The sequence below is a fragment of the Bradyrhizobium canariense genome, assembly GCF_018130465.1.
GTDB classification, from domain to species: domain Bacteria; phylum Pseudomonadota; class Alphaproteobacteria; order Rhizobiales; family Xanthobacteraceae; genus Bradyrhizobium; species Bradyrhizobium canariense_C.
The window spans coordinates 53,036-72,535 of sequence record NZ_JAFCKJ010000015.1; the positions used below are offsets into that span (position 1 = coordinate 53,036).

General features: G+C 65.1%; 19 protein-coding genes. 11 read left to right on the top strand and 8 right to left on the bottom strand.

Annotation, left to right across the window (positions count from 1 at the left end; genetic code table 11):
- Positions 1 to 38: 38 nt before the first annotated feature.
- Positions 39 to 2,723 carry a DNA ligase D gene (ligD, locus tag JQ591_RS29690; RefSeq protein ID WP_211399527.1) on the bottom strand — a complete coding sequence of 895 codons (2,685 nt, stop codon included), beginning with the start codon at positions 2,721 to 2,723 and terminating at the stop codon, positions 39 to 41.
- Between the two features lie 118 nt (positions 2,724 to 2,841).
- On the opposite strand from ligD, the gene JQ591_RS29695 reads away from it, so the two are divergent.
- Positions 2,842 to 3,726, top strand: a complete 885-nt coding sequence (locus tag JQ591_RS29695) for a Ku protein (protein WP_211399528.1) — start codon at positions 2,842 to 2,844, stop codon at positions 3,724 to 3,726.
- A gap of 125 nt (positions 3,727 to 3,851) precedes the next feature.
- Here JQ591_RS29695 and JQ591_RS29700 read toward each other — a convergent pair whose 3' ends face one another.
- The 6 genes from JQ591_RS29700 to JQ591_RS29725 all read right to left on the bottom strand — a co-directional run bounded on the left by JQ591_RS29700 (position 3,852) and on the right by JQ591_RS29725 (position 12,010).
- Positions 3,852 to 4,541 carry a response regulator gene (locus tag JQ591_RS29700; protein WP_211399529.1) on the bottom strand — a complete coding sequence of 230 codons (690 nt, stop codon included), beginning with the start codon at positions 4,539 to 4,541 and terminating at the stop codon, positions 3,852 to 3,854.
- Entirely contained in the window at positions 4,538 to 7,261 is a 2,724-nt protein-coding gene (locus JQ591_RS29705; protein ID WP_211399530.1) for a sensor histidine kinase, read from the bottom strand. Before JQ591_RS29705 ends, JQ591_RS29700 begins: the two co-directional genes overlap by 4 nt.
- A gap of 40 nt (positions 7,262 to 7,301) precedes the next feature.
- Positions 7,302 to 7,907, bottom strand: a complete 606-nt coding sequence (locus JQ591_RS29710; protein ID WP_211399531.1) for a K(+)-transporting ATPase subunit C — start codon at positions 7,905 to 7,907, stop codon at positions 7,302 to 7,304.
- Positions 7,908 to 7,963: 56 nt separating this feature from the next.
- Positions 7,964 to 10,081, bottom strand: a complete 2,118-nt coding sequence (gene kdpB, locus JQ591_RS29715) for a potassium-transporting ATPase subunit KdpB (protein ID WP_211399532.1) — start codon at positions 10,079 to 10,081, stop codon at positions 7,964 to 7,966.
- A 24-nt stretch (positions 10,082 to 10,105) separates the two neighbouring features.
- On the bottom strand, positions 10,106 to 11,809 hold the full coding sequence (kdpA, locus tag JQ591_RS29720; RefSeq protein WP_211399533.1) for a potassium-transporting ATPase subunit KdpA: 1,704 nt from the start codon (positions 11,807 to 11,809) through the stop codon (positions 10,106 to 10,108).
- Positions 11,810 to 11,920: 111 nt separating this feature from the next.
- On the bottom strand, positions 11,921 to 12,010 hold the full coding sequence (locus JQ591_RS29725; protein ID WP_018454042.1) for a K(+)-transporting ATPase subunit F: 90 nt from the start codon (positions 12,008 to 12,010) through the stop codon (positions 11,921 to 11,923).
- 575 nt (positions 12,011 to 12,585) lie between these two features.
- Between JQ591_RS29725 and JQ591_RS29730 the strand changes: the two genes are divergently transcribed.
- The 7 genes from JQ591_RS29730 (at position 12,586) to JQ591_RS35610 (ending at position 15,758) form a co-directional block, all read left to right on the top strand.
- Positions 12,586 to 13,053, top strand: coding sequence for a hypothetical protein (locus tag JQ591_RS29730; RefSeq protein WP_211399534.1), 468 nt, complete (start codon positions 12,586 to 12,588; stop codon positions 13,051 to 13,053).
- 69 nt (positions 13,054 to 13,122) lie between these two features.
- Entirely contained in the window at positions 13,123 to 13,353 is a 231-nt protein-coding gene (locus tag JQ591_RS29735) for a hypothetical protein (protein ID WP_433995220.1), read from the top strand.
- A gap of 140 nt (positions 13,354 to 13,493) precedes the next feature.
- Positions 13,494 to 13,742 carry a hypothetical protein gene (locus tag JQ591_RS29740; protein WP_211399536.1) on the top strand — a complete coding sequence of 83 codons (249 nt, stop codon included), beginning with the start codon at positions 13,494 to 13,496 and terminating at the stop codon, positions 13,740 to 13,742.
- 24 nt (positions 13,743 to 13,766) lie between these two features.
- Positions 13,767 to 14,684: a 4-hydroxy-tetrahydrodipicolinate synthase gene (gene dapA, locus JQ591_RS29745; RefSeq protein ID WP_211399537.1), complete on the top strand. Its 918-nt coding sequence runs from the start codon at positions 13,767 to 13,769 to the stop codon at positions 14,682 to 14,684.
- Between the two features lie 259 nt (positions 14,685 to 14,943).
- The gene (locus JQ591_RS29750) at positions 14,944 to 15,135 is read left to right on the top strand and encodes a hypothetical protein (protein WP_211399538.1); all 192 of its coding nucleotides are present in this window, start codon (positions 14,944 to 14,946) and stop codon (positions 15,133 to 15,135) included.
- A 17-nt stretch (positions 15,136 to 15,152) separates the two neighbouring features.
- Positions 15,153 to 15,539, top strand: a complete 387-nt coding sequence (locus JQ591_RS29755; RefSeq protein WP_211399539.1) for a hypothetical protein — start codon at positions 15,153 to 15,155, stop codon at positions 15,537 to 15,539.
- A 90-nt stretch (positions 15,540 to 15,629) separates the two neighbouring features.
- A complete protein-coding gene (locus JQ591_RS35610) occupies positions 15,630 to 15,758 on the top strand; it encodes a hypothetical protein (protein WP_283817973.1) in 129 nt (42 codons plus the stop codon).
- 5 nt (positions 15,759 to 15,763) lie between these two features.
- Here the strand turns inward: JQ591_RS35610 and JQ591_RS29760 are convergent, their stop codons facing one another.
- Positions 15,764 to 16,345, bottom strand: a complete 582-nt coding sequence (locus JQ591_RS29760) for a TetR/AcrR family transcriptional regulator (RefSeq protein ID WP_211399540.1) — start codon at positions 16,343 to 16,345, stop codon at positions 15,764 to 15,766.
- Positions 16,346 to 16,431: 86 nt separating this feature from the next.
- Here JQ591_RS29760 and JQ591_RS29765 point away from each other — a divergent pair, with 86 nt between their 5' ends.
- The 3 genes from JQ591_RS29765 to JQ591_RS29775 all read left to right on the top strand — a co-directional run bounded on the left by JQ591_RS29765 (position 16,432) and on the right by JQ591_RS29775 (position 19,497).
- Positions 16,432 to 17,172, top strand: coding sequence for a crotonase/enoyl-CoA hydratase family protein (locus JQ591_RS29765; RefSeq protein ID WP_211399541.1), 741 nt, complete (start codon positions 16,432 to 16,434; stop codon positions 17,170 to 17,172).
- Between the two features lie 69 nt (positions 17,173 to 17,241).
- Positions 17,242 to 17,877, top strand: a complete 636-nt coding sequence (gene upp / locus JQ591_RS29770; protein ID WP_211399542.1) for a uracil phosphoribosyltransferase — start codon at positions 17,242 to 17,244, stop codon at positions 17,875 to 17,877.
- A 33-nt stretch (positions 17,878 to 17,910) separates the two neighbouring features.
- Entirely contained in the window at positions 17,911 to 19,497 is a 1,587-nt protein-coding gene (locus tag JQ591_RS29775; protein WP_211399543.1) for an AMP-binding protein, read from the top strand.
- The last annotated feature ends 3 nt before the right edge of the window (positions 19,498 to 19,500 follow it).

The following is a 19,500-nucleotide window of genomic DNA, read 5'->3' on the forward strand; positions in this document are numbered from 1 at the left end:
CTGAGAGAAGATGGTGGGCACGCTTCGCTTTGCCCACCCTACTTCATTTTCCCGGCGAGCTTCTTAATCGCGGCCTTGATCGACGCGGCTGCATCGTCGTAGCCATCCCACGCCTTCGATCGCGCCAGCAAGCCGGGCACTGTCCGCACCGTATATCGCTTCGGATCAAGGTCGCTCTTCACCTGCGCCCACGTGACCGGCATCGACACGGTGGCGCCATCTCGCGCCCGGGGGGATAACGGCGCCACCGCCGTCGACATCCGATCGTTGCGCAGATAGTCCAGAAAAATCTTCCCGTTGCGCAGCTTCTTCGACATGTTGAGCAGATAGCGCTCGGGCTCGTCATCCGCCATCCATTGGCAGACGCCTTGCGCGAAGGCCTTGGCCTCCTTCCAGCTCACCTTGTCCCGTGCGCCATGGAGCAGCGGCACGACCACGTGCAGGCCCTTGCCGCCGGTGGTCTTGCAGAAGCTTTCCATGCCGACATCGGTCAGGCGCTGCCGCATCTCCTTGGCTGCATCGACGACCTCGGGAAAATCAACGTCCGGCGCGGGATCGAGATCGAACACCAGCCGGCCCGGCGTGTCATAAGCGCCGGGCGCGCAATTCCAGGGATGCAGCTCGACGCCGCCGATCTGCGCCACGGCCGCGAGCCCCTCGACGCAATCGATCTGCAAATAGGGCTTGCGATCGCCCGAAACCTTGGCGAGCTCGATCAGGTTCGAGGTGCCCTGCATGGCGTGTCGCTGGAAGAATTTTTCGCCGCCGATGCCATCAGGCGCACGCACGATCGAGCAGGGACGGCCCTTGATATGCTCGATCATCCAGGAACCGATCGCCTCGAAATAGCGCGCGAGATCGAGTTTTGTCACGCCCTCGCCGTCGCCGCCGTCCGGCCACAGCGCCTTGTCCGGCTTGGAGAGCACGACGCCCATCACCTCGGCCCCGCTGCTTGCCTTCGGCCGGGCGGCAGGCTTGGCCCTGGCCCGGGACCTGCTGGAAGGCTCGGCGAGCTTGGTATCCACGGGCGTTTCCGCCTCGACCTCCTCCGCCGGCTTGTCCTGCCGCAGACCCTTGAAGGCGGCTTGGCGGATATTGCCGTCGGCGGTGAAGCCGGCGAACTCGATCTCGGCCACAAGCTTTGGCTTCAGCCAGTGCACCTCGCGCGCTTTTTTCGGTGCGTTCTTGCCGCCGAAGGGGCTTTGCGTAGCCTCCATGGCCTTCAAGGACGGCATGATGCGCTTGACCGTGTCGGCGCCGAAGCCGGTGCCGACCATGCCGACGAAGGCGAGATGATCACCGCGGTGCACGCCGGCCATCAGCGAGCGGAATTTGCCATTGGTGGTCTTGTAGCCGCCGATCACGACCTCATGGCCGGCGCGGCATTTTGCCTTGGCCCAGCTCTCGGTGCGACCGGAGCGATAGGGTGCATCCAGCTTCTTCGACACCACGCCCTCAAGCTCGAGCTTGCAGGCCGATTGCAGCACGGCGTCGCCGCCGCTTTCGAAATGCTCGACATAGCGAATCTGGGTCGATTTGCGCTTGCGCGCCTCCAGCACCCCCTTCAACCGCGCCTTGCGCTCGCCGAGCGGCAGCCGGCGGTAATCGAGGCCTTCCGCAAACAACAGGTCGAATGCAAAGAAGATGAGCTCTTCGGTCTTGCCGTCCGAGAGCGCGGCCTGGAGCGACGAAAAATTCGGTGCCCCGTTGTGGTCGAGCGCGACGATCTCGCCGTCGATCATCATATCCGGCAACGCGCCCGCCTCCTTCGCGATATTTGCGAATTTGCCGGTCCAGTCGAGGCCTTTGCGCGTCTTCAACGTCGCCTTGCCGTCCTCGACCCGAAGCTGCACGCGGTAGCCGTCGAACTTGATCTCGTGACACCAGCCATCGCCACCCGGCGGGCGCTCGACCGGCGTGCAGAGCTGCGGCGCCACGAAATCCGGCATCTCCACGGCCTTCTTCGCGGTCGTCGCGGTCGTGGCTTTCTTCTTCGCCGTCTTGCCGGTCTTCAACGCCGCGCGCGGCGCCGGCTTGACCGTGCGTCCTTTCGTCTCCTCGGCCCGGTTGGACTGCCAGACCGCGTCGGCCTTGCCCTTGGCGCCCTTGGCGCCCTTCGCCAGCATGAACGGTTTTGGCGCGCGTCCCTTGCCTCCGGCGATCTGATCCATCGCGCGGCCGGAGGCGACCGACTTGTCCTCCTCGAGAATGTCGTTCTCCGCACCTTCGCGGACATATTCGTCGCGGTGCTTGATCAAGAGCCAATTGGTCCGTTTGCCGCCGGTGCGGTCGTTGCGCATGCGCACCAGGACCCAGCTTCCGTGCAGCTTGTCGCCATGCAGGGTGAACTTGAGGTCGCCCTTCTTGAAACCGCGTTCGGGATCATCGGATTCCCAGGTGCCGCGGTCCCACAGCATGACCGTTCCGCCGCCGTACTGGCCCTCTGGAATCGTGCCCTCGAAATCACCATAGTCGAGCGGATGGTCTTCGACCTCGACGGCCAAGCGCTTGTCGCGCGGATCGAGCGAGGGACCTTTCGTCACCGCCCAGGACTTGAAGACGCCGTCGAACTCGAGCCGCAGATCGTAGTGCAGCCGCGAGGCGTCATGCTTCTGGATCACGAAGCGCCGCTGCTTCGATGGCGCCACCGCCGTCTTCCCCGACGGCTCCGACGTCTTCTCGAAATCACGTTTCTGTCGATACTTGGAGAGCTTTTGCAGCACGACTGGTCCCGGATTCTCTTTCGGCGTGGAAGCCTATCATGGCCTGCGTCCCACCCGGAACCAAAACCCCACGGGACGGTTGGGGTTCCAAAATGCCTCGAAGACACTGGAGAACGGAATGGCCCCGCGCGCCTATTGGAAGGGAACGTTGAAGCTCTCGCTGGTCAGTTGCCCGGTCGTGCTTTATCCGGCGACCACCGCGGCCGAGAAGACGCGGTTTCACATGATCAACCGCGAGACCGGCAACCGGTTGAAGCAGCAGATGATCGATTCCGAGACCGGCGACGTCGTCGAGAGCGACCAGAAGGGACGCGGCTACGAGCTGCGCAAGGGCAAATATGTCGAGATCGAGCCGGAGGAGCTCGAAGCGGTCCAGATCGAGAGCAACCACACCATCGACATCGAGAGTTTTGTGCCGAGCGACGAGATCGACCAGCGCTATCTCAATCATCCCTATTATATCGCACCCGACGGCAAGGCTGCGGCCGATGCCTTTGCCGTGATCCGCGACGCCATGAAGGACCAGGATCGCGTCGCGCTCGCCAAGATCGTGCTCACCAACCGCGAGCACATCATCGCGATCGAACCCCTCGGCAAGGGCCTGCTCGGCACGACGCTGCGCTTCCCTTACGAGCTGCGCGACGAGGACCAGTTCTTCGACGACATCAAGAGCCCGAAGATCACCAAGGACATGGTTGAGCTCGCCAGCCACATCCTCCACACCAAGGCGGCGCATTTCGACCCCAGCAAGTTCAAGGACGATTACGAGAGCGCGCTGAAGGCCCTGGTGAAGCGCAAAGCCAGCGGCAAGACAATCGAGCTGCCGGAGCCGGAAGAGCAGCCGAGCAATGTCGTGAGCCTGATGGATGCGCTGAAGCAGAGCTTGAAGGGACGCGGCGGCGGAAAAAAGACGGCGAAGTCCCACGCGCGCCGAGCATCGGGGCGACAGCGGGCCGCAAAGAAGACGCACCGGTCCACGGCAGCGCGTCGAAAGGCGGGGTGATTTGCCCCGTCATTGATGCTGTCGTCGTAGGATGGGTAGAGCGCAGCGAAACCCATCACGCGTCGTCAGGCGCGGAGGGATGATGGGTTTCGCTGCGCTCTACCCATCCTACGGATCTGCGAGAATCAGTCCCCCGCCTTCAACCGATAGCCAATCCCCGTCTCCGTCAGCACATATTGCGGCCGCTCCGGATCGGCTTCGATCTTTTGCCGGAGCTGGCGGACATAGACGCGCAGATATTGCGCGTCGGTCAGTTCGTCCCAGAGCTCCTTGAGCAGGAAGCGGTGGGTGAGCACCTTGCCGGCGTGCTGCACCAGCACACGCAGGAGGTCATATTCCTTCGGCGACAGTTTGACGTCGCGCTCGCCGACCTTGACGATCCGGCGCACCAGATCGACCGAGAGATCACCGGCACGGAACACCGGGCGTTCGCCCTGGATCTGAAGCTGGTGCCGCAGCGCGGCGCGCAGGCGCGCCAGCAATTCGTCCATGCCGAACGGCTTTGTCAGGTAATCATCGGCGCCGAGGTCGAGCGCCTGCACCTTGCCGGCCTCGTCGCCACGGCTCGACAGCACCACGATCGGCACAGCTTCATTGCGGGCGCGGATGGTGCGCAACAACTCATGGCCCTGGATGTCGGGCAGGCCGAGATCGAGGATGATCAGCGCGGGATCCTCGCCGAGCTTCTCCAGCGCGATCTTGCCGTTCGGCGCCTCCAGGATTTCATAGCCTTGCGTCGAGAGCCCCATCCGCAGCAATTTGCGGATCGGCGGCTCGTCGTCGATGACCAGCACTTTGATCGGGGCAGCGCTCATGCGGCGGTATCCAATGCGCGGGTCCGGGCCGGAATGGGCAGACGGATGGTTAGAACCGCGCCGCTCCGGTCGCCGCGATTCGCGGCCGAGATCGTGCCACGCATCGCCTCGACGAAGCCACGGGAGATGGCGAGCCCGAGCCCGGTGCCGGGACGGACATGGTCGCCCTTCTGCACGCGGTAAAACTTGTCGAACACGCTTTCGAGCTCTTCGGACGGAATGCCGTCGCCCTCGTCGGCAATTTGGAGCACCACATGGTCGCTGTCGCGCCGGCTGCGAATCGAGACCGTCGCGTGGGGCGGCGAATATTTTGCGGCGTTGTCGAGCAGGTTGAACAGCACTTGCTCGAACAGCACCGCATCGAGCTGGAGCATAGGAAGGTCTGCGGCCAACTCCAACTCGACCTTGTGGGCGGTGAGGATCTTGGCTGCACGCCGGAGCGCGCTGCCGACAATCTCTCCGAGATCGTGCAACGCAGTGTTGGGCACGATGGCGCCGGATTCGAGCTTGGTCATGTCGAGCAGATTGGCGATGAAGCGGTTGAGCCGTTCGGATTCGTCGATCACCGTCGCGAGCAGGTCGCGCTTCTCGGTGTCGGAGAGCGCGCTGGCGAGATCGCGCATGGTCGAGGCCGCACCCAGCACGGATGCGAGCGGCGTCTTCAGGTCGTGTGAAATCGAGGTCAACAATGCGGAGCGCAGCCGCTCGGATTCGACGGTGCGCTTGACGCGATCGACGTCCTCGACCAACAGCACGCGCTCGATCGCCAGCGCGCCCTGGTCGACCAGCGCGTCGAGCAGGCGACGCTGGTCCGGAGTCAACAGCGGACCGGTGCGGTCGTTGTCGATGCCGATCACGCCGATCGGGCCACGCCCGGTGCGCATCGGCAGGAACAGCCGTTTTGCGCCCGGCAACGTGTCCGAGCCGCGGCCTGCAGGGCGGTCATTGCTCCAGGCCCAATTGGCGGCGGCAAGGTCAGCCTGATCGAGATCGTCCTCGGGGGGATAGCCCGACTTCACCGTCAACAGGCCGTCTTCCGGCAGCAACAGCACGACGCGGACCTTGAGCATCAGCGCGGTCTGGTAAGCGGTCGCCCACAGCACGTCGTCGAGCGTGCCTGTCCCCGCAAGCTTGCGGCTGAACGCATAGAGCTGTTCGGTGGTCCTGATGCGCCCGATCGCGGTGTCGGCCTGGGTCCGCACCCGTCCCGCGACATTCGAGACCACGAACGCAATCAGCATGAAGAAGAAGAACGCCGCGACGTTGGTTGGATCGGTGATGGTAAAAGTGTAGACCGGCGGCAGGAAGAAGAAATTATATGCCAGCGACGCCGCGATGCTTGCAAGCAACGACGGCCACAAGCCATAGCGGACCGCCACGGCGACCACCGCGGTCAGGAACATCAGGTCGACGTTCTCAATGCCGAAATACGGCTTGATGGCCACGGCGGCGGCAAGGCCAAGCGCGGTGATCCCGAGTGCCTTCAGATAGGGCCGGGCATCGAACGGGTCCGATCGCGCTGCGGTCTGCACCGCCGTCTTCGGCGCCGGCTCGCTCGTGAGTTCGTCGCCAGGAATGACGTGCACGCTGATATTGCCGGAGCGGCGCACCAGATCGTGCACCACGGAGCCGCGCGTCATCTCGAACCACTGCGAGCGCGTCGACTTGCCGATCACGATCTGGGTGACATTGTTGCCTTGCGCAAAGCTGACGACGTCGTCGGCGATGCGGCGGCCGACAGCCGGAATGGTCAACGCCTCGCCGCCGAGCGCTTCGGCAAGCCGCAGCGTGTCGGCGAGCCGGTCTCGCGCCTCGTCTGAGAGCTGGAGCGAGCGCCGCGTCTCGATCGAGATCGCAGTGAACGGCGCATGCAGCCGGTCGGCCAGGCGCTTGGTATAGCGCACGAGCCCGGCCGCGCGCGGATCTTCGCTGACGCAGACGAGGATGCGCTCGCCCGCAGCCCAGGGACCGGCGATCGCGTTCGCCTGCATGTGGGTGAGCAGCTGCTCGTCGACCCGTTCGGCCGTGCGCCGCAGCGCGAGTTCGCGCAGCGCGGTGAGGTTGCCCGGCGAGAAATAATGCTCCAGCGCCCGCTCGGCCTGCCTGGAGACATAGACCTTGCCCTCTTTCAGCCGCTGGATCAGGTCGTCGGGCGTGAGGTCGATCAGCTCGATGGCGTCTGCGCGGTCGAACACCGAATCCGGCACGGTCTCGCGCACCCGCACATGGGTGATCTGCGCGACGACGTCGTTCAGGCTCTCGATGTGCTGGATATTGACGGCGGTGTAGACGTCGATGCCGTGGGACAGAAGTTCTTCGACATCGAGATAGCGTTTTGGATGGCGGCTGCCGTCGGCATTGGTGTGGGCGAGCTCGTCGACCAGCGCGATTTTCGGCCGGCGCGCAATCACGGCGTCGAGGTCCATTTCCTCGACAATCTGGCCGCGGTAATCGAGCTTCTTGCGCGGGATCACTTCCAGCCCGCGCACCAGCGCCTCGGTCTCGGCGCGGCCATGGGTCTCGACGAAGCCGACCACGACGTCGATGCCGGCCTTGCGCCTGGCGTGTGCGCTTTGCAGCATCTCATACGTCTTGCCGACGCCGGGGGCGGCGCCGACGAAGATCTTCAGCTTGCCGTTCGCGCCCTCCTCCCGGCGCGCTGCTTCCAGCAGCGCCTCGGGCGACGGACGTTGTTCGGTATCGCGGCGCTCTCGAACCATTTTGCCAATATAATCATCCGCGCGCCGCGAGCCTAGACCGCTATTTGGCGGCGGCGCGATCCAGTGAAAGATTCAACGCCAGAACGTTAACCTGAGGTTCGCCAAGCAGGCCGAGCAACCGGCCTTCAGTGTTGGCGGTCACGAGCTGCTTGACCTGATCCTCCGGCATATTCCGCGCCTTCGCCACGCGCGGGACCTGGAATTGCGCCGCCTCCGGCGAGATGTCGGGATCGAGGCCGCTGGCTGACGTCGTCACCAGATCTACCGGCACGGCCGCGTTGGGATTCTCGCCCCTGAGCTTGTCCACGTCTTCCTTCAGCCGGTCCGCCAGCGCCTTGCTGGTCGGACCGAGATTGGAGCCACCCGAATTGGCGGCGTTGTAGGGCGCCGGCACCGTCTTGGTCGAATCGTTCGGGTCCGGCGCGACCGTCGCCGAGGGGCGGCTATGGAAGTATTTGTCGTCCTTGAACTCCTGCCCGATCAGGGCGGAGCCTATGACCTTGCCATCCTTCTCGATCAGGCTGCCCTGCGCCCGTGCGGGAAAGAGCGCGCCGGCAATAGCGGTCATTGCGAGCGGATAGGCAAGTCCGGTGATGGCGGTGAGCACCAGCAGCAGGACGATGGCGGGACGGATTTCTCTGAGCATGTTGTGTCTCCTAAGTCTTCGTCATTGCGCGGGCGTCGTGCGCCCGGCGATGACGGTTAAGCCAGGTGCAAAGCGGTCACCACAAGGTCGATCGCCTTGATGCCGAGGAAGGGAATGACGATGCCGCCGAGGCCGTAGATCAAGAGGTTGCGCCGGAGCAGTGCGCCGGCACCGACCGCGCGATAGGCGACGCCCTTCAGCGCCAGCGGGATCAGCGCGACGATGATCAGCGCGTTGAAGATGATCGCCGACAGAATGGCGCTCTGCGGGCTCGACAGGTTCATGACGTTGAGCACGTTGAGCTGGGGGTAGAACGCCAGGAACATTGCCGGGATGATCGCAAAATACTTCGCGACGTCGTTGGCGATCGAGAACGTGGTCAGCGCGCCGCGCGTCATCAGCAGCTGCTTGCCGATCTCGACCACCTCGATCAGCTTGGTCGGGTTGGAATCGAGGTCGACCATGTTGCCGGCCTCGCGCGCGGCCTGGGTGCCGGTGTTCATGGCGACGCCGACGTCGGCCTGGGCGAGCGCCGGGGCGTCGTTGGTGCCGTCGCCGCACATCGCCACCAGCTTGCCCTTGGCCTGCTCGTCGCGGATCAGCTTGAGCTTGTCCTCGGGGGTTGCCTGCGCCAGGAAGTCGTCGACGCCGGCTTCCGCTGCGATCGCGGCGGCCGTCATCGGATTGTCGCCGGTAATCATGACAGTACGGATGCCCATGCGCCGCAGCTCGGCAAAGCGCTCGCGAATGCCGCCCTTGACGATGTCCTTGAGCTGGATGACACCGAGCAGCTTGCCGTCCCTGGCGACCGCCAGCGGCGTGCCGCCGGCCTTCGATATTTCGTCGGCAATGGTCTGGACCTCGCGGCCGATGTCCGAGAGCCCGCCGGGCTGGATGGAACGAGCCGTGTTGCCTGAGGCGACCACCAGCGGTGCACCGCCACCGACATAGTTGAGGATCGCATCGACCGCGCCCTTGCGCACCGACGAGCCGCCGGCATCGACACCGCTCATACGGGTCTGCGCCGTGAACGGGATGAAGGTGGCTCCCAGCTCGGCCATGTCGCGGCCGCGGATGCCGTATTTCTCCTTGGCCAGCACCACGATGGAGCGACCTTCCGGGGTCTCGTCGGCGAGCGAGGCGAGCTGGGCCGCATCGGCGAGCTCCTGCTCGGTGACGCCGCGCACGGGACGGAACGCGGTCGCCTGCCGATTGCCGAGCGTGATCGTTCCGGTCTTGTCGAGCAGCAGCGTGTCGACGTCGCCGGCGGCCTCGACCGCGCGGCCAGACATCGCCAGCACGTTGAAGCGGACCAGGCGGTCCATGCCGGCGATGCCGATCGCCGACAGCAGCGCACCGATCGTGGTCGGGATCAGCGTCACGAACAGCGCGACCAGCACAACCACCGAGATCGAGCCGCCGGCATAGGCCGCGTAGCTCGGGATGGTGACGGTGGCGAACACGAAGATGATGGTGAGGCCGGCCAGCAGGATGTTAAGCGCGATCTCGTTCGGGGTCTTCGCCCGCTCGGCGCCCTCGACCAGCTTGATCATGCGGTCGATGAAGGTCGAGCCTTGCGCGGCGGTGATGCGGACGCGGATCCAGTCGGACAGCACCTGGGTGCCGCCGGTCACCGCCGAACGGTCGCCGCCGGACTCGCGGATCACGGGCGCGGATTCGCCGGTGATGGCGGCCTCGTTGACGGACGCCACACCCTCGATCACCTCGCCATCGGAGGGAATGGTATCGCCGGCCTCGACCAGCACGATGTCACCAACCTTGAGGCTGGTCCCCGGCACGAGATTGAAGGCCAGGCCGGCGCCGGTCAGCAGCTTGGCCTGGCTCTCGGTGCGGGTCTTGCGCAGCGATTCCGCCTGCGCCTTGCCGCGGCCTTCGGCCACCGCTTCGGCGAAGTTGGCAAACAGCACCGTGAACCAGAGCCAAACGATGATCTGGAAGGTGAAGCCGAGATTCTCGCCGCCGGTGAGGAGATCGCGGAGGAAGATCACCGTGGTGAGCGCAGCCACGATCTCGACCACGAACATCACGGGGTTCTTGATCATCAGCCGCGGATCGAGCTTGGCGAAAGCAGCGCCGATGGCGGGCACCACGATCTTCGGATCCAGCATCGCCGAAATCGGCATGCGTTTGTTGGTCTTAAGGACAGTTTCCATGGACGTAACTCCGAAAGAGCTCGATCAGAAGACGTTGCCGGCGTTCATCGCGAGATGCTCGACGATGGGGCCGAGGGCGAGGGCCGGGAAGAAGGTCAGCCCGCCGATGATCAGAATGACGCCGACGACGAGGCCGACGAACAGCCCGCCCGTGGTCGGGAACGTGCCCGCCGACGGCGCGATCGATTTCTTGGCGGCCAGAGAGCCAGCAATTGCCATCGCCGGAACGATCATGAAGAAGCGGCCGACGAACATCGCGCTTGCAAGCGTGAGGTTGTAGAAGATGGTGTTGCCGGTGAGGCCCGCGAAGGCCGAGCCGTTGTTGCCGGTCGCCGAGGTGAAGGCATAGAGCACCTCGGTGAAGCCATGCGGCCCGGCATTCGCCATCGAGGCGACCGCAGCCGGATAGACCACGCCGACCGCGGTCCAGCCCAGATACATCAGCGGCAGCACCAGGATCGCGAGCATCGCCATCTTGACCTCGCGCGCCTCGATCTTCTTGCCGACATATTCCGGCGTGCGGCCGACCATCAGGCCTGCCACGAAGATCGCGAGCACGACGAACAGCAGCATGCCGTAGAGACCGGCGCCGACGCCGCCGATGATGATCTCGCCGAGCTGCATGTTGATCAGCGGGATCATACCGCCGAGCGCGGTAAAGCTGTCATGCATGGCATTGACGGCACCGCAGGAGGCGGCCGTCGTGATCACGGCGAATAGCGAGGACGCGACGATGCCGAAGCGCACCTCCTTGCCCTCCATGTTGCCCCCGGTCAGGCCGAGCGCATGCAGCGTCGAGGTACCGTTGGCCTCGGCCCAATAGGTGACGGCGACACCGGCGAGGAACAGCACGCCCATGACCGAGAGAATCGCCCAGCCCTGGCGCTGGTTGCCGACCATGCGGCCGAACACGTTGGTGAGCGCGGCGCCGAGCGCGAAGATCGACAGCATCTGGATGAAGTTCGACAGCGCGGTCGGATTCTCGAACGGGTGCGCCGCGTTGGCGTTGAAGAAGCCGCCGCCATTGGTGCCGAGCATCTTGATCGCGACCTGCGAGGCGACCGGCCCGACCGCGATGGTCTGCTTGGCGCCTTCGAGCGTGGTCGCCTCGACATAATCGCCGAGCGTCTGCGGCATGCCCTGAGAGACGAGGAACAGCGTGTAGACGATGCAGATCGGCAGCAGCACATAGAGTGTGCAGCGGGTGACGTCGACCCAGAAATTCCCGATCGTGCGCACCGAGGCGCGCGAGAAGCCGCGGATCAGGGCGACCGCGAGCGCGATGCCGGTGGCTGCTGACAGAAAATTCTGGTGCGTCAGGCCGAGCATCTGCACGAGGTAGGACAGCGTGCTCTCGCCACCGTAGTTCTGCCAGTTGGTGTTGGTGATGAAGGAGATCGCGGTGTTGAAGGAGAGATCCTCGGCGACCGCCGACTGCCCGGCCGGATTGAACGGCAGCACGGCCTGAAGCCGCATCACGCCGTAGATGATGAGGAAGCCGCCGACATGGAACAGCAGCATGGCGACGGTATAGGTCAGCCAATGCTGCTCGCGCTTCTCGTCGACGCCGGAGAACCAGTAGATGCCGGCCTCGATCGGACGCAGCACCGGCGACAGGAAGGTCCGCTCGCCGTTGAACACGCGCGTCATGTACCAGCCGAGCGGCTTTGTGAGCGCGACGATAATGACGCAGAAGAGAATGATCTGGAGCCAACCGATCACAGTCATGGAATTAACCCTTTAGATCTTGTGTCCTGCGCAGGAGCGGCAGGATCAGCGCGAGCAGGCACGCGACGAGCGCGGCGTCCGCGAGCAGCAGTTCGAGAAGCAGGAGCACGGTCAGAATCGCTCGGGCCGCAGCAGCGCATAAGTGAGGTAGAACAGGAGGCCGAGCGAGACGGCGCCGGCGAGCGAATAATCGAAGATCATGGTCCGCTCCCTCAAAGCCGTTCGCAGGCGTAGGTGTAGCCGATCGCAAGGGCGAAGAAGCCGAAGCCCAGCGCCAGCATCAGAATGTCCATCATCGGAAAACTCCTCGTTGTGCTCTGTTCGAGAGGCAATCGTGCCTTTGTTCCCCCGGCAGGCAGCTGGCGGTAGATCAAGCGCAACACGTGTTCCGCAGACCCGATCGGGACTTTCACCGCGCTGAAGTGCCACCACGCACATAGGTTTTCGAGATGAGGCCTATGGCGGAGTTATAGGAATCCCATAAAGGCCGGCCGTTCGGGACAACGGTCGCAGCGCGCGATCCACCATCACCATGCCCCCCGATAGTTACGGCAGGCTGCGGCAAGTTCTTTTCAAAACGCCGGTTTGTATAAGCCTCCATCTGCGGCGGAGACGACAGTCGGGAAATGGGCGCCGTCCGCGCCTCTTGCCCGCACCGCGTGCATACTTATGAAATCCCTATATCTCCCGCCCCCTCCTCATCTCGTTTTCAAATGCGCTTCCAGCCATCTTGGGAATGCCGGCCGACTGACCGACGCCAATTCCAGGAGGCCTACATGACCGCCGCACTTCGATGTTACGATCCGCTTTCGCTAGGCGAACGCCTGCGCAATGCGCGAGCGATGACCCGGCCGCTGATGCTCGAGATCATCGATCGCGTCTGTCGGCGTTTCCCCTCGCCCGGCCAAAGCAAGCGCGCCACACGCATCGTGCGCCTGATCGACGTTGAGGCCTGGGCCGATGCCGCACTGGCGCTGATGGAGCTCGAGCTGCCGCTATGGCAGGTCCGCCGCATCGCCTATGACGAGGGGGAGTGGCACTGCGCGCTGTCGCGCGAGCGCGAATTGCCGGATTGGCTGGACGCCGCCGTCGAAGCCCACCACGCCGACCTCGCGCTCGCCGTGCTGTCGGCTTTCGTCGAGGTGCAAGCATTGGCCGTGGAGGTGCCGCGGCCCAGCGTCCCCACCGTGCGCCCGACCCTGGAATCGCTCTACGAGCCGGTCGGCTGCGACAATTTCGGCTAGGACGCCGAACGAGGTTTGGCCTTGTCGCAAGCTCCGGACATGCCACGCACGCTGAGCCCGACACGCGTGATGGCTCGATTTGCCGTCCGCGTGGCGCTGCTCGCCACCTTTGCCGCATTCGGCAGCGTCGGTTTTGGCCGCAGCCTCGCCGCCCTGCTCTGGATGTCCATTATCCTGTGCAGCCTCGCCGGCCTCGTCAGGCGCGAGCCGCTGTTCGGCCCCGACCTCAACCATTGGGACGAAGGCGTCGCGTTCGGCGCGCTGTTCGCGCTGGTCCATACCGTCAATCAACTGATCTGAACAGCCGGCTCGCGGCTTTATGACGTTCCTATGAGATCACCGCGGGGGCACCCTCGAAATCATATCCGCAAGACAGGATATTGAGCGCGCTGGTGCGGCAGATGTTGCCACCGCCTGTAGCGATCAGAAGGAATACGGAAGTGAAACTCGTCGAACCTCCCTCGTGCAGCGCGCCTTCCACCATCGTCTTCATTGGCAGGAACAGTCGCGGCCAGTGGATCGCGCAGGAGCAGAACGGTCTCTATGGCGGCCTGTTCGTCAGTCGCGCCCAGGCCATCAAATATGCGCTGTTCGAAAACGGACAGCATCCCGAGACCATCGTCGAGCTGCCACGCGAGATCGAGCTCGACATGGGCAAGACCCCCAATCTCTCGCAACGCGCCGCCTGAGCGCGCCCTTTCCGGCGAAACGCCATGTTCATTCCCCCCTCTGCCTGGTTCACCGGCTTCATTCCGGACCTGCCGACCCCGTTCGACGCGGCTGACGCCATCGATCTCGAGGCGTTCGCCGCGCTCTGCGAGCGCCAGATCGCGGCGGGTGTCCCCGCGATCGTGGTCTGCGAGACAGCCGGTGAAGCATCAACACTCTCGTCGGCCGAGCAGGAGCTCGTCATCCGCGCCGCGGTCGACGCTGCCCGCGGCCGCGTCCGGATCATCGCCGGCGCGCTGTCGAATGCCACCAGCCAGGTCATCGAAGTTGCGCGGCGGGCGGAAGCGGCCGGCGCCGATGCCGTCATGGCGGTGGTGCCGGCCTACAACAAGCCGATGCAGGAGGGCATGCTCGCGCACTTCCGCGCGATCGCCGGCGGGATCGGCCTGCCCGTGATCCTGCACGACGTTCCCTCCCGTACGCTGCGCCCACTTGCCGACGAGACGCTTCTGCGCCTGGTCGAATCCCGTCAGTTCGTGGGCCTGCGCGACGCAAGCGGTGACATCACCCGCCCGATGCGCCTCGCCCGGCTGCTGCCATCAGGCTTTCGCCTGCTCTCCGGCGACGACGTCACCGCCTTCGGCTATATCGCGAGCGGTGGCGACGGCGCGATCTCGGAGGTCTCCAACATCGCCCCCGACCTTTGCCGCACGATCTTTTCGCAGATCAAGCAGGGCCGCCTGCAATCCGCCGGCTACCTGCACAAGCGCCTGGTCCCGCTCGTCGCCTGTCTCGCCAAGGACAGCCCGGCAGCGCTCAAGAGCGCCCTGAGCGTGCTGGGTCTGATGTCGCCGGCCACGAGGCTGCCGATCGTGCCGCTGAACGCGGCCGCGCAGAGGGAGGTGGTACGCGCCTTCGCCGCGATCGCCGACGAGGAGCTGATCGACAGCGTCGGAGCCTGACGCGTCTCGGCGTTGCGGATATCACATGCAGCCATCAGTCGAAGACCATCACAGGCTGCTCTGCGCCTGGCAGCTGGCAGTCCTGCGCTTTGCAGCGACCCGAACCTCTTCAAAGGACTGCCGGCGCGACCGCCAGCATCTTTATGACATTCCTATGCGGAGGTCCCAGCGATCATCTCGCAATCCTACGCGGCGGCGGCCATCATGAGAGGCAGATTGGAGCGGCCGTCTCGCCGCACCACAGACAAGGACTTCCAAGATGTCGATGCTGACACATAGCCTTGACCGGCCCTTCGATGAAGCCGATCGCCCGTCGCGGATCTCGACGGCGCGCAAGGCCCAGCTCAAGCGCGTCGCCCTGCAAGGGCTCGCCCTGCTCTCGATGGGCAGCGTGCTCACTGCGCTGATCGCACTGAGGACCGCAATCTATGTCTGGCACATGCACGGCTGACCCGCAGGGAGGCCCCTATGACCTTGCAGATGTGTGAAGAGGCCGCCATGACCGCAATCGCCCTTCAGGCTTCCCGTCGCCGAGCTGACACCAAACAGGCGGCAACGCTCAGGCCGCTCGATCCGGATGTCGTCAGCGCCGCCATTCCCGCCTTCTTCATTGGGCGCAACAGCGCCGGCCTCTGGGTCGCACGCGAAGCGAATGAACGTGTCGGCGGTCTATTCCTGTTCAAGAGCTCGGCGGTGGATTTTGCCCACCGTCAGAGCGCACCGGCGCACTGCGCCCTGGTGTTCCCGACCGAGACCTTCGAACTCGACGTCGATAACCGCGGCAATTTCCTGATCGTGCTGGCGCAGGGAGCCAGGCAGATTCTTGCGCGCGTGGTGGCGAGGCTGCGGCCATGATCGAGCTCAAGATCGCCATCCTGGTCGCATTGCTGGCTGCACTGCTGCTCGGCACGCACTTCGGCGCAGCACCTGCCGCGGACAAGTAGCGTGCAACTCTTCAAGGGACATCTCGAGCACGCGGTCACCACGACGATCCTGACCATGACGCTGAGCCTGGTCTGGGGCGCGATCCTGACGATTGTGATCACGCTCGTGGCGCGGGGGCTTGGGGCCTAGCCCCCTCACCTCGTCGCTTCCGCCTCGATCAGCCGCGCCAGTTCCGCCGCCGTGACCTCGATCGGCCGGCCGCTGCGTTCGACGCGGGCCTGGATCAGCGCGCCCTGGAGGGCCGAGGTACAGAGCACGGCCAGCGCGTCCGCACGCGGCCGGGCAAGGCCGTCGGCGAGAAGCTTGTCGCGCAGGATAGCGATCCGCGCCGCATAGGCCTTGCGGCCGGCATCCGACACGGCCCGCTCGCGTGGCGCGAGTTCCAGCAGCACGGTCGTGATCGGACAACCATTGCGATAGCCGGAGCCCTGCATCCACCCTGCCAGCAACCTTGCGTGCGCGCGCAAAAGTTCGCCGGTCGAACCGCACTCCTCCGCGAGCTTTGCGATCGTTGCCGCCACGCGCCGGCCTGCCTCCTCGACCGCCGCCACCGCGATCGAGGATTTGCCATCCGGAAAGTAATGATAGAGCGACCCTTTTGGCGCGCCGCTGACATCGACGATGTCGTTCAGGCCGGTCCTGGCAAAGCCCTGGCGCCGGAACAGCGTCACCGCCGCGTTGATGATGGGCTGGCGATGCTTCGGCACGGCCGGCATGGCATTCTCCTTCGGACAAAAACTATATTGATTGGTCTACATCAGCCTCCGACAGTCAAGGTGTGGCAACGACAGGAAAGAGGCAAATGACTGAGGGAATGAGCTACGAGCTGAAAGACGGCGTCGCGCGGATCGTGCTCGACGACGGCAAGGTCAATGTGATGTCGACCGCGATGCTGGCCAAGATCGGCGCGGCCTTTGACCGTGCCGAGACGGAGGCTCAGATCGTGGTGCTGCGCTCGACGAGGCCTGGCATTTTTTCCGCCGGCTTCGATCTCAAGGTGTTCGCATCGGGCGACGCCGCCAAAAGCCTCGAGATGATCCGGGCCGGCGCCGAGCTTGCGCTGCGGCTGATGTCGTTTCCGCATCCGACCATCGGCGTGATGGAAGGCCACGCCTTCCCGATGGGGACGTTCCTGCTACTCGCCTGCGACGTCAGGCTGGGCGCGGCCGGGCCGCACCGCATGGGGCTGAACGAGGTCGCCATCGGCATCGCGCCGCCGGGCTTTGCCATCGAGCTTGCCCGCAGCCGCCTGCATCCGGCCTGGCTCAGCCGCACCGCGACGCTGGGCGAGATGTATGAGCCCGGGGAGGCGTTGACGGCGGGCTTTCTCGATCGCGTGGTTGCGCCGGAAGCCATCGACAACACTCTCGAGGAGACCATCGCGACATTGCGCGCGATCCACCAGCCGTCGCACGCGATCGCAAAGAAGCGCCTGCGCCAGCCGGCCATGGACGCCATGCGTACGGCAATCGACCGCGAATTGACCATGGCTGCCTACGAGGCGAGCAATCGGCTCCGCAGCGCGGTCGCGATGCCCGGCTGAGGCCGCGTCCCCCTCGGAAAACGCCAGCCCGATCTGGCGCGATTTCAAGGAACCGTGTAGATCGGTTTCATGAGCAGCAGCAACGTCCACGTCGTCGCCCATCCCCTGGTCCAGCACAAGCTCTCCCTGATGCGGGAGAAGGACCGCTCGACCAAGAGCTTTCGCGAGATCCTGAACGAGATCGGGATGCTGCTCGGCTACGAGGTGACGCGCGATCTGCCGCTGGAGCTGGTCGAGATCGAGACGCCGATTGCGTCGATGCGGGCGCCCAAGATCGCCGGCAAGAAGCTCACGCTCGCGCCGATCCTGCGCGCGGGCGTCGGCTTCCTCGACGGCATGCTGGCGCTGATGCCCTCGGCGCGCATCGCCCATATCGGGCTCTACCGCGATCCTGATACGTTGCAGGCCGTGGAATATTACTTCAAGGCGCCGCAGGACCTGTCGGACCGCACCGTGATCCTGATGGACCCGATGCTGGCGACCGGCAACTCGGCCTGCGCCGGCGCCTCCCTGCTGAAGGCGCGCGGCGCCCGCGACATCCGCTTCGTCTGCCTCCTGGCCGCGCCTGAAGGCATCGCGCAGTTCCAGAGCGAGCATCCGGACGTGCCGGTCTGGACCGCCGCGATCGACGAGTGCCTCAACGACCACGGCTACATCGTGCCGGGCCTGGGCGACGCCGGCGACCGGATGTTCGGCACCAAGTAGACAGGTTTGCGCGATCGGGTTAGTCCGGTTGCCATGAACGCCAACCAATTTTCGCTGCAATCGCTGATCCGGACCGAGGCCGCCGCCGATCCGGCCTTCGTGTTCGACGGCACGCCGGTCTCGCACGCCGAATTCTCAGAGAAGATCGAGCAGACCGCCGCCTGGCTTGCCGCGCACGGTATCGGCAAGGGCGACGTCGTCGCGGTCTGCCTGGTCAACCGGATCGAATGGATCGCGCTGCTGTTCGCCGCCGCCCGGCGTGGTGCGGTGATCGCCGCCGTCAACACGCGCTATCGCAGTGCAGAGGTCGCGCATCTGCTTAGGGTGTCCGGTGCGAAGCTGATGGTGGTCGAGGCCACATTCCGCGCGATCGATTTCTCCGCCATTCTCGCCGACGTCGCCAAGGACGAGGTGCCCGCGCTGCAAAAGCTTGCGGTGGTCGGTGCGGATAAGATTCCCTCCCAATGGCCCTGCGTGCGCTTCGATGCCTTCGACAAATCCTACCCGTCGGCCTCGCCGCCGCCGGACGATGTCGATCTGCCGGTTCTGCTCTACACCACGTCAGGCACGACCAAGGGGCCAAAGCTCGTCGCGCATTCGCAGCGGACGCTGGCGACCCATGCCGCCTCCGTTGCCAAGGCGCTCCAGCTCGATCCGCAGCGCCATTCGCTGCTGGCCATGCTGCCGTTCTGCGGCACCTTTGGCATGACGAGCCTGCTCGGCTTCGTCGCAGCGGGCGCGACCGTCCATGCGCTCGACGCCTTCGAGGCGGCGCCGGCGCTGGAGATTCTCCGCGAGTGCGGGATCACGCACGCCTTTGGCTCGGATGAGATGTTCCGCCGCATCCTCGCCCTCACCGAGGCGCCGCGTCCGTTTCCGCATCTCGAAGTCTGCGGCTTTGCCGCGTTCCAGCCCGGCTGGCGCGAGCTTGCCGCGGAGGCCGAAGCGCGCGGCATGCCCCTGTTCGGCCTCTACGGTTCGAGCGAGGTGCAGGCGCTGTTCTCGATCGCCCGCTCGAGTGACGCGTTCACCGATCGCATCGAGGGCGGCGGCTGGGCGATGTCGCCGGAGGCCAAGGTCCGTGTGCGCGACACCGAGACCGGCGAACTCGCCGCTCGCGGCGTCTCTGGCGAGATCGAGATCAGCGCGCCGTCGCGCTTCCTCGGCTATTTCAACAACCCGGACGCGACGCGCGATGCGATCACGGCCGACGGCTTCTTCCGCACCGGCGACATCGGCCGGCTGCGCGGCGACGGCGCCTTCGTCTACGAAACCCGCGCGGGTGATGCGATGCGGCTCGGCGGCTTCCTGGTCGCGCCCGGCGAGATCGAGGACGAGCTCAAATCGTGCGCTGGCGTGGCCGACGCCCAGGTGGTTGCGGTCGATCTGAAGGGACAGGCGCGCTGCGTCGCCTTCGTGATCCCGGCCCAAGGACCTCACACAGAGCCGCCACGGCAGGACAAGCTGGTCGCACGCCTGCGTGAGCGGCTTGCCGGCTACAAGGTCCCGGCGCGGATCTATGTCGTGGAGGCCTTCCCCGTCACCGACAGCGCGAACGGCGTCAAGATCCAGCGCGCCCGGCTTCGTGCCATCGCGATGGAGCGCATCGCGGCCGAATGAGCC

Excerpts from the sequence above, each read along its gene's own strand:
- JQ591_RS29695 (WP_211399528.1), top strand. The coding sequence starts at position 2,842 with ATGGCCCCGCGCGCCTATTGGAAGGGAACGTTGAAGCTCTCGCTGGTC.
- JQ591_RS29700 (WP_211399529.1), bottom strand. The coding sequence starts at position 4,541 with ATGAGCGCTGCCCCGATCAAAGTGCTGGTCATCGACGACGAGCCGCCG.
- JQ591_RS29705 (WP_211399530.1), bottom strand. The coding sequence starts at position 7,261 with ATGGTTCGAGAGCGCCGCGATACCGAACAACGTCCGTCGCCCGAGGCG.
- JQ591_RS29710 (WP_211399531.1), bottom strand. The coding sequence starts at position 7,907 with ATGCTCAGAGAAATCCGTCCCGCCATCGTCCTGCTGCTGGTGCTCACC.
- kdpB (WP_211399532.1), bottom strand. The coding sequence starts at position 10,081 with ATGGAAACTGTCCTTAAGACCAACAAACGCATGCCGATTTCGGCGATG.
- kdpA (WP_211399533.1), bottom strand. The coding sequence starts at position 11,809 with ATGACTGTGATCGGTTGGCTCCAGATCATTCTCTTCTGCGTCATTATC.
- JQ591_RS29725 (WP_018454042.1), bottom strand. The coding sequence starts at position 12,010 with ATGATCTTCGATTATTCGCTCGCCGGCGCCGTCTCGCTCGGCCTCCTG.
- JQ591_RS29730 (WP_211399534.1), top strand. The coding sequence starts at position 12,586 with ATGACCGCCGCACTTCGATGTTACGATCCGCTTTCGCTAGGCGAACGC.
- JQ591_RS29735 (WP_433995220.1), top strand. The coding sequence starts at position 13,123 with ATGGCTCGATTTGCCGTCCGCGTGGCGCTGCTCGCCACCTTTGCCGCA.
- dapA (WP_211399537.1), top strand. The coding sequence starts at position 13,767 with ATGTTCATTCCCCCCTCTGCCTGGTTCACCGGCTTCATTCCGGACCTG.
- JQ591_RS29750 (WP_211399538.1), top strand. The coding sequence starts at position 14,944 with ATGTCGATGCTGACACATAGCCTTGACCGGCCCTTCGATGAAGCCGAT.
- JQ591_RS29755 (WP_211399539.1), top strand. The coding sequence starts at position 15,153 with ATGACCTTGCAGATGTGTGAAGAGGCCGCCATGACCGCAATCGCCCTT.
- JQ591_RS29760 (WP_211399540.1), bottom strand. The coding sequence starts at position 16,345 with ATGCCGGCCGTGCCGAAGCATCGCCAGCCCATCATCAACGCGGCGGTG.
- JQ591_RS29765 (WP_211399541.1), top strand. The coding sequence starts at position 16,432 with ATGACTGAGGGAATGAGCTACGAGCTGAAAGACGGCGTCGCGCGGATC.
- upp (WP_211399542.1), top strand. The coding sequence starts at position 17,242 with ATGAGCAGCAGCAACGTCCACGTCGTCGCCCATCCCCTGGTCCAGCAC.
- JQ591_RS29775 (WP_211399543.1), top strand. The coding sequence starts at position 17,911 with ATGAACGCCAACCAATTTTCGCTGCAATCGCTGATCCGGACCGAGGCC.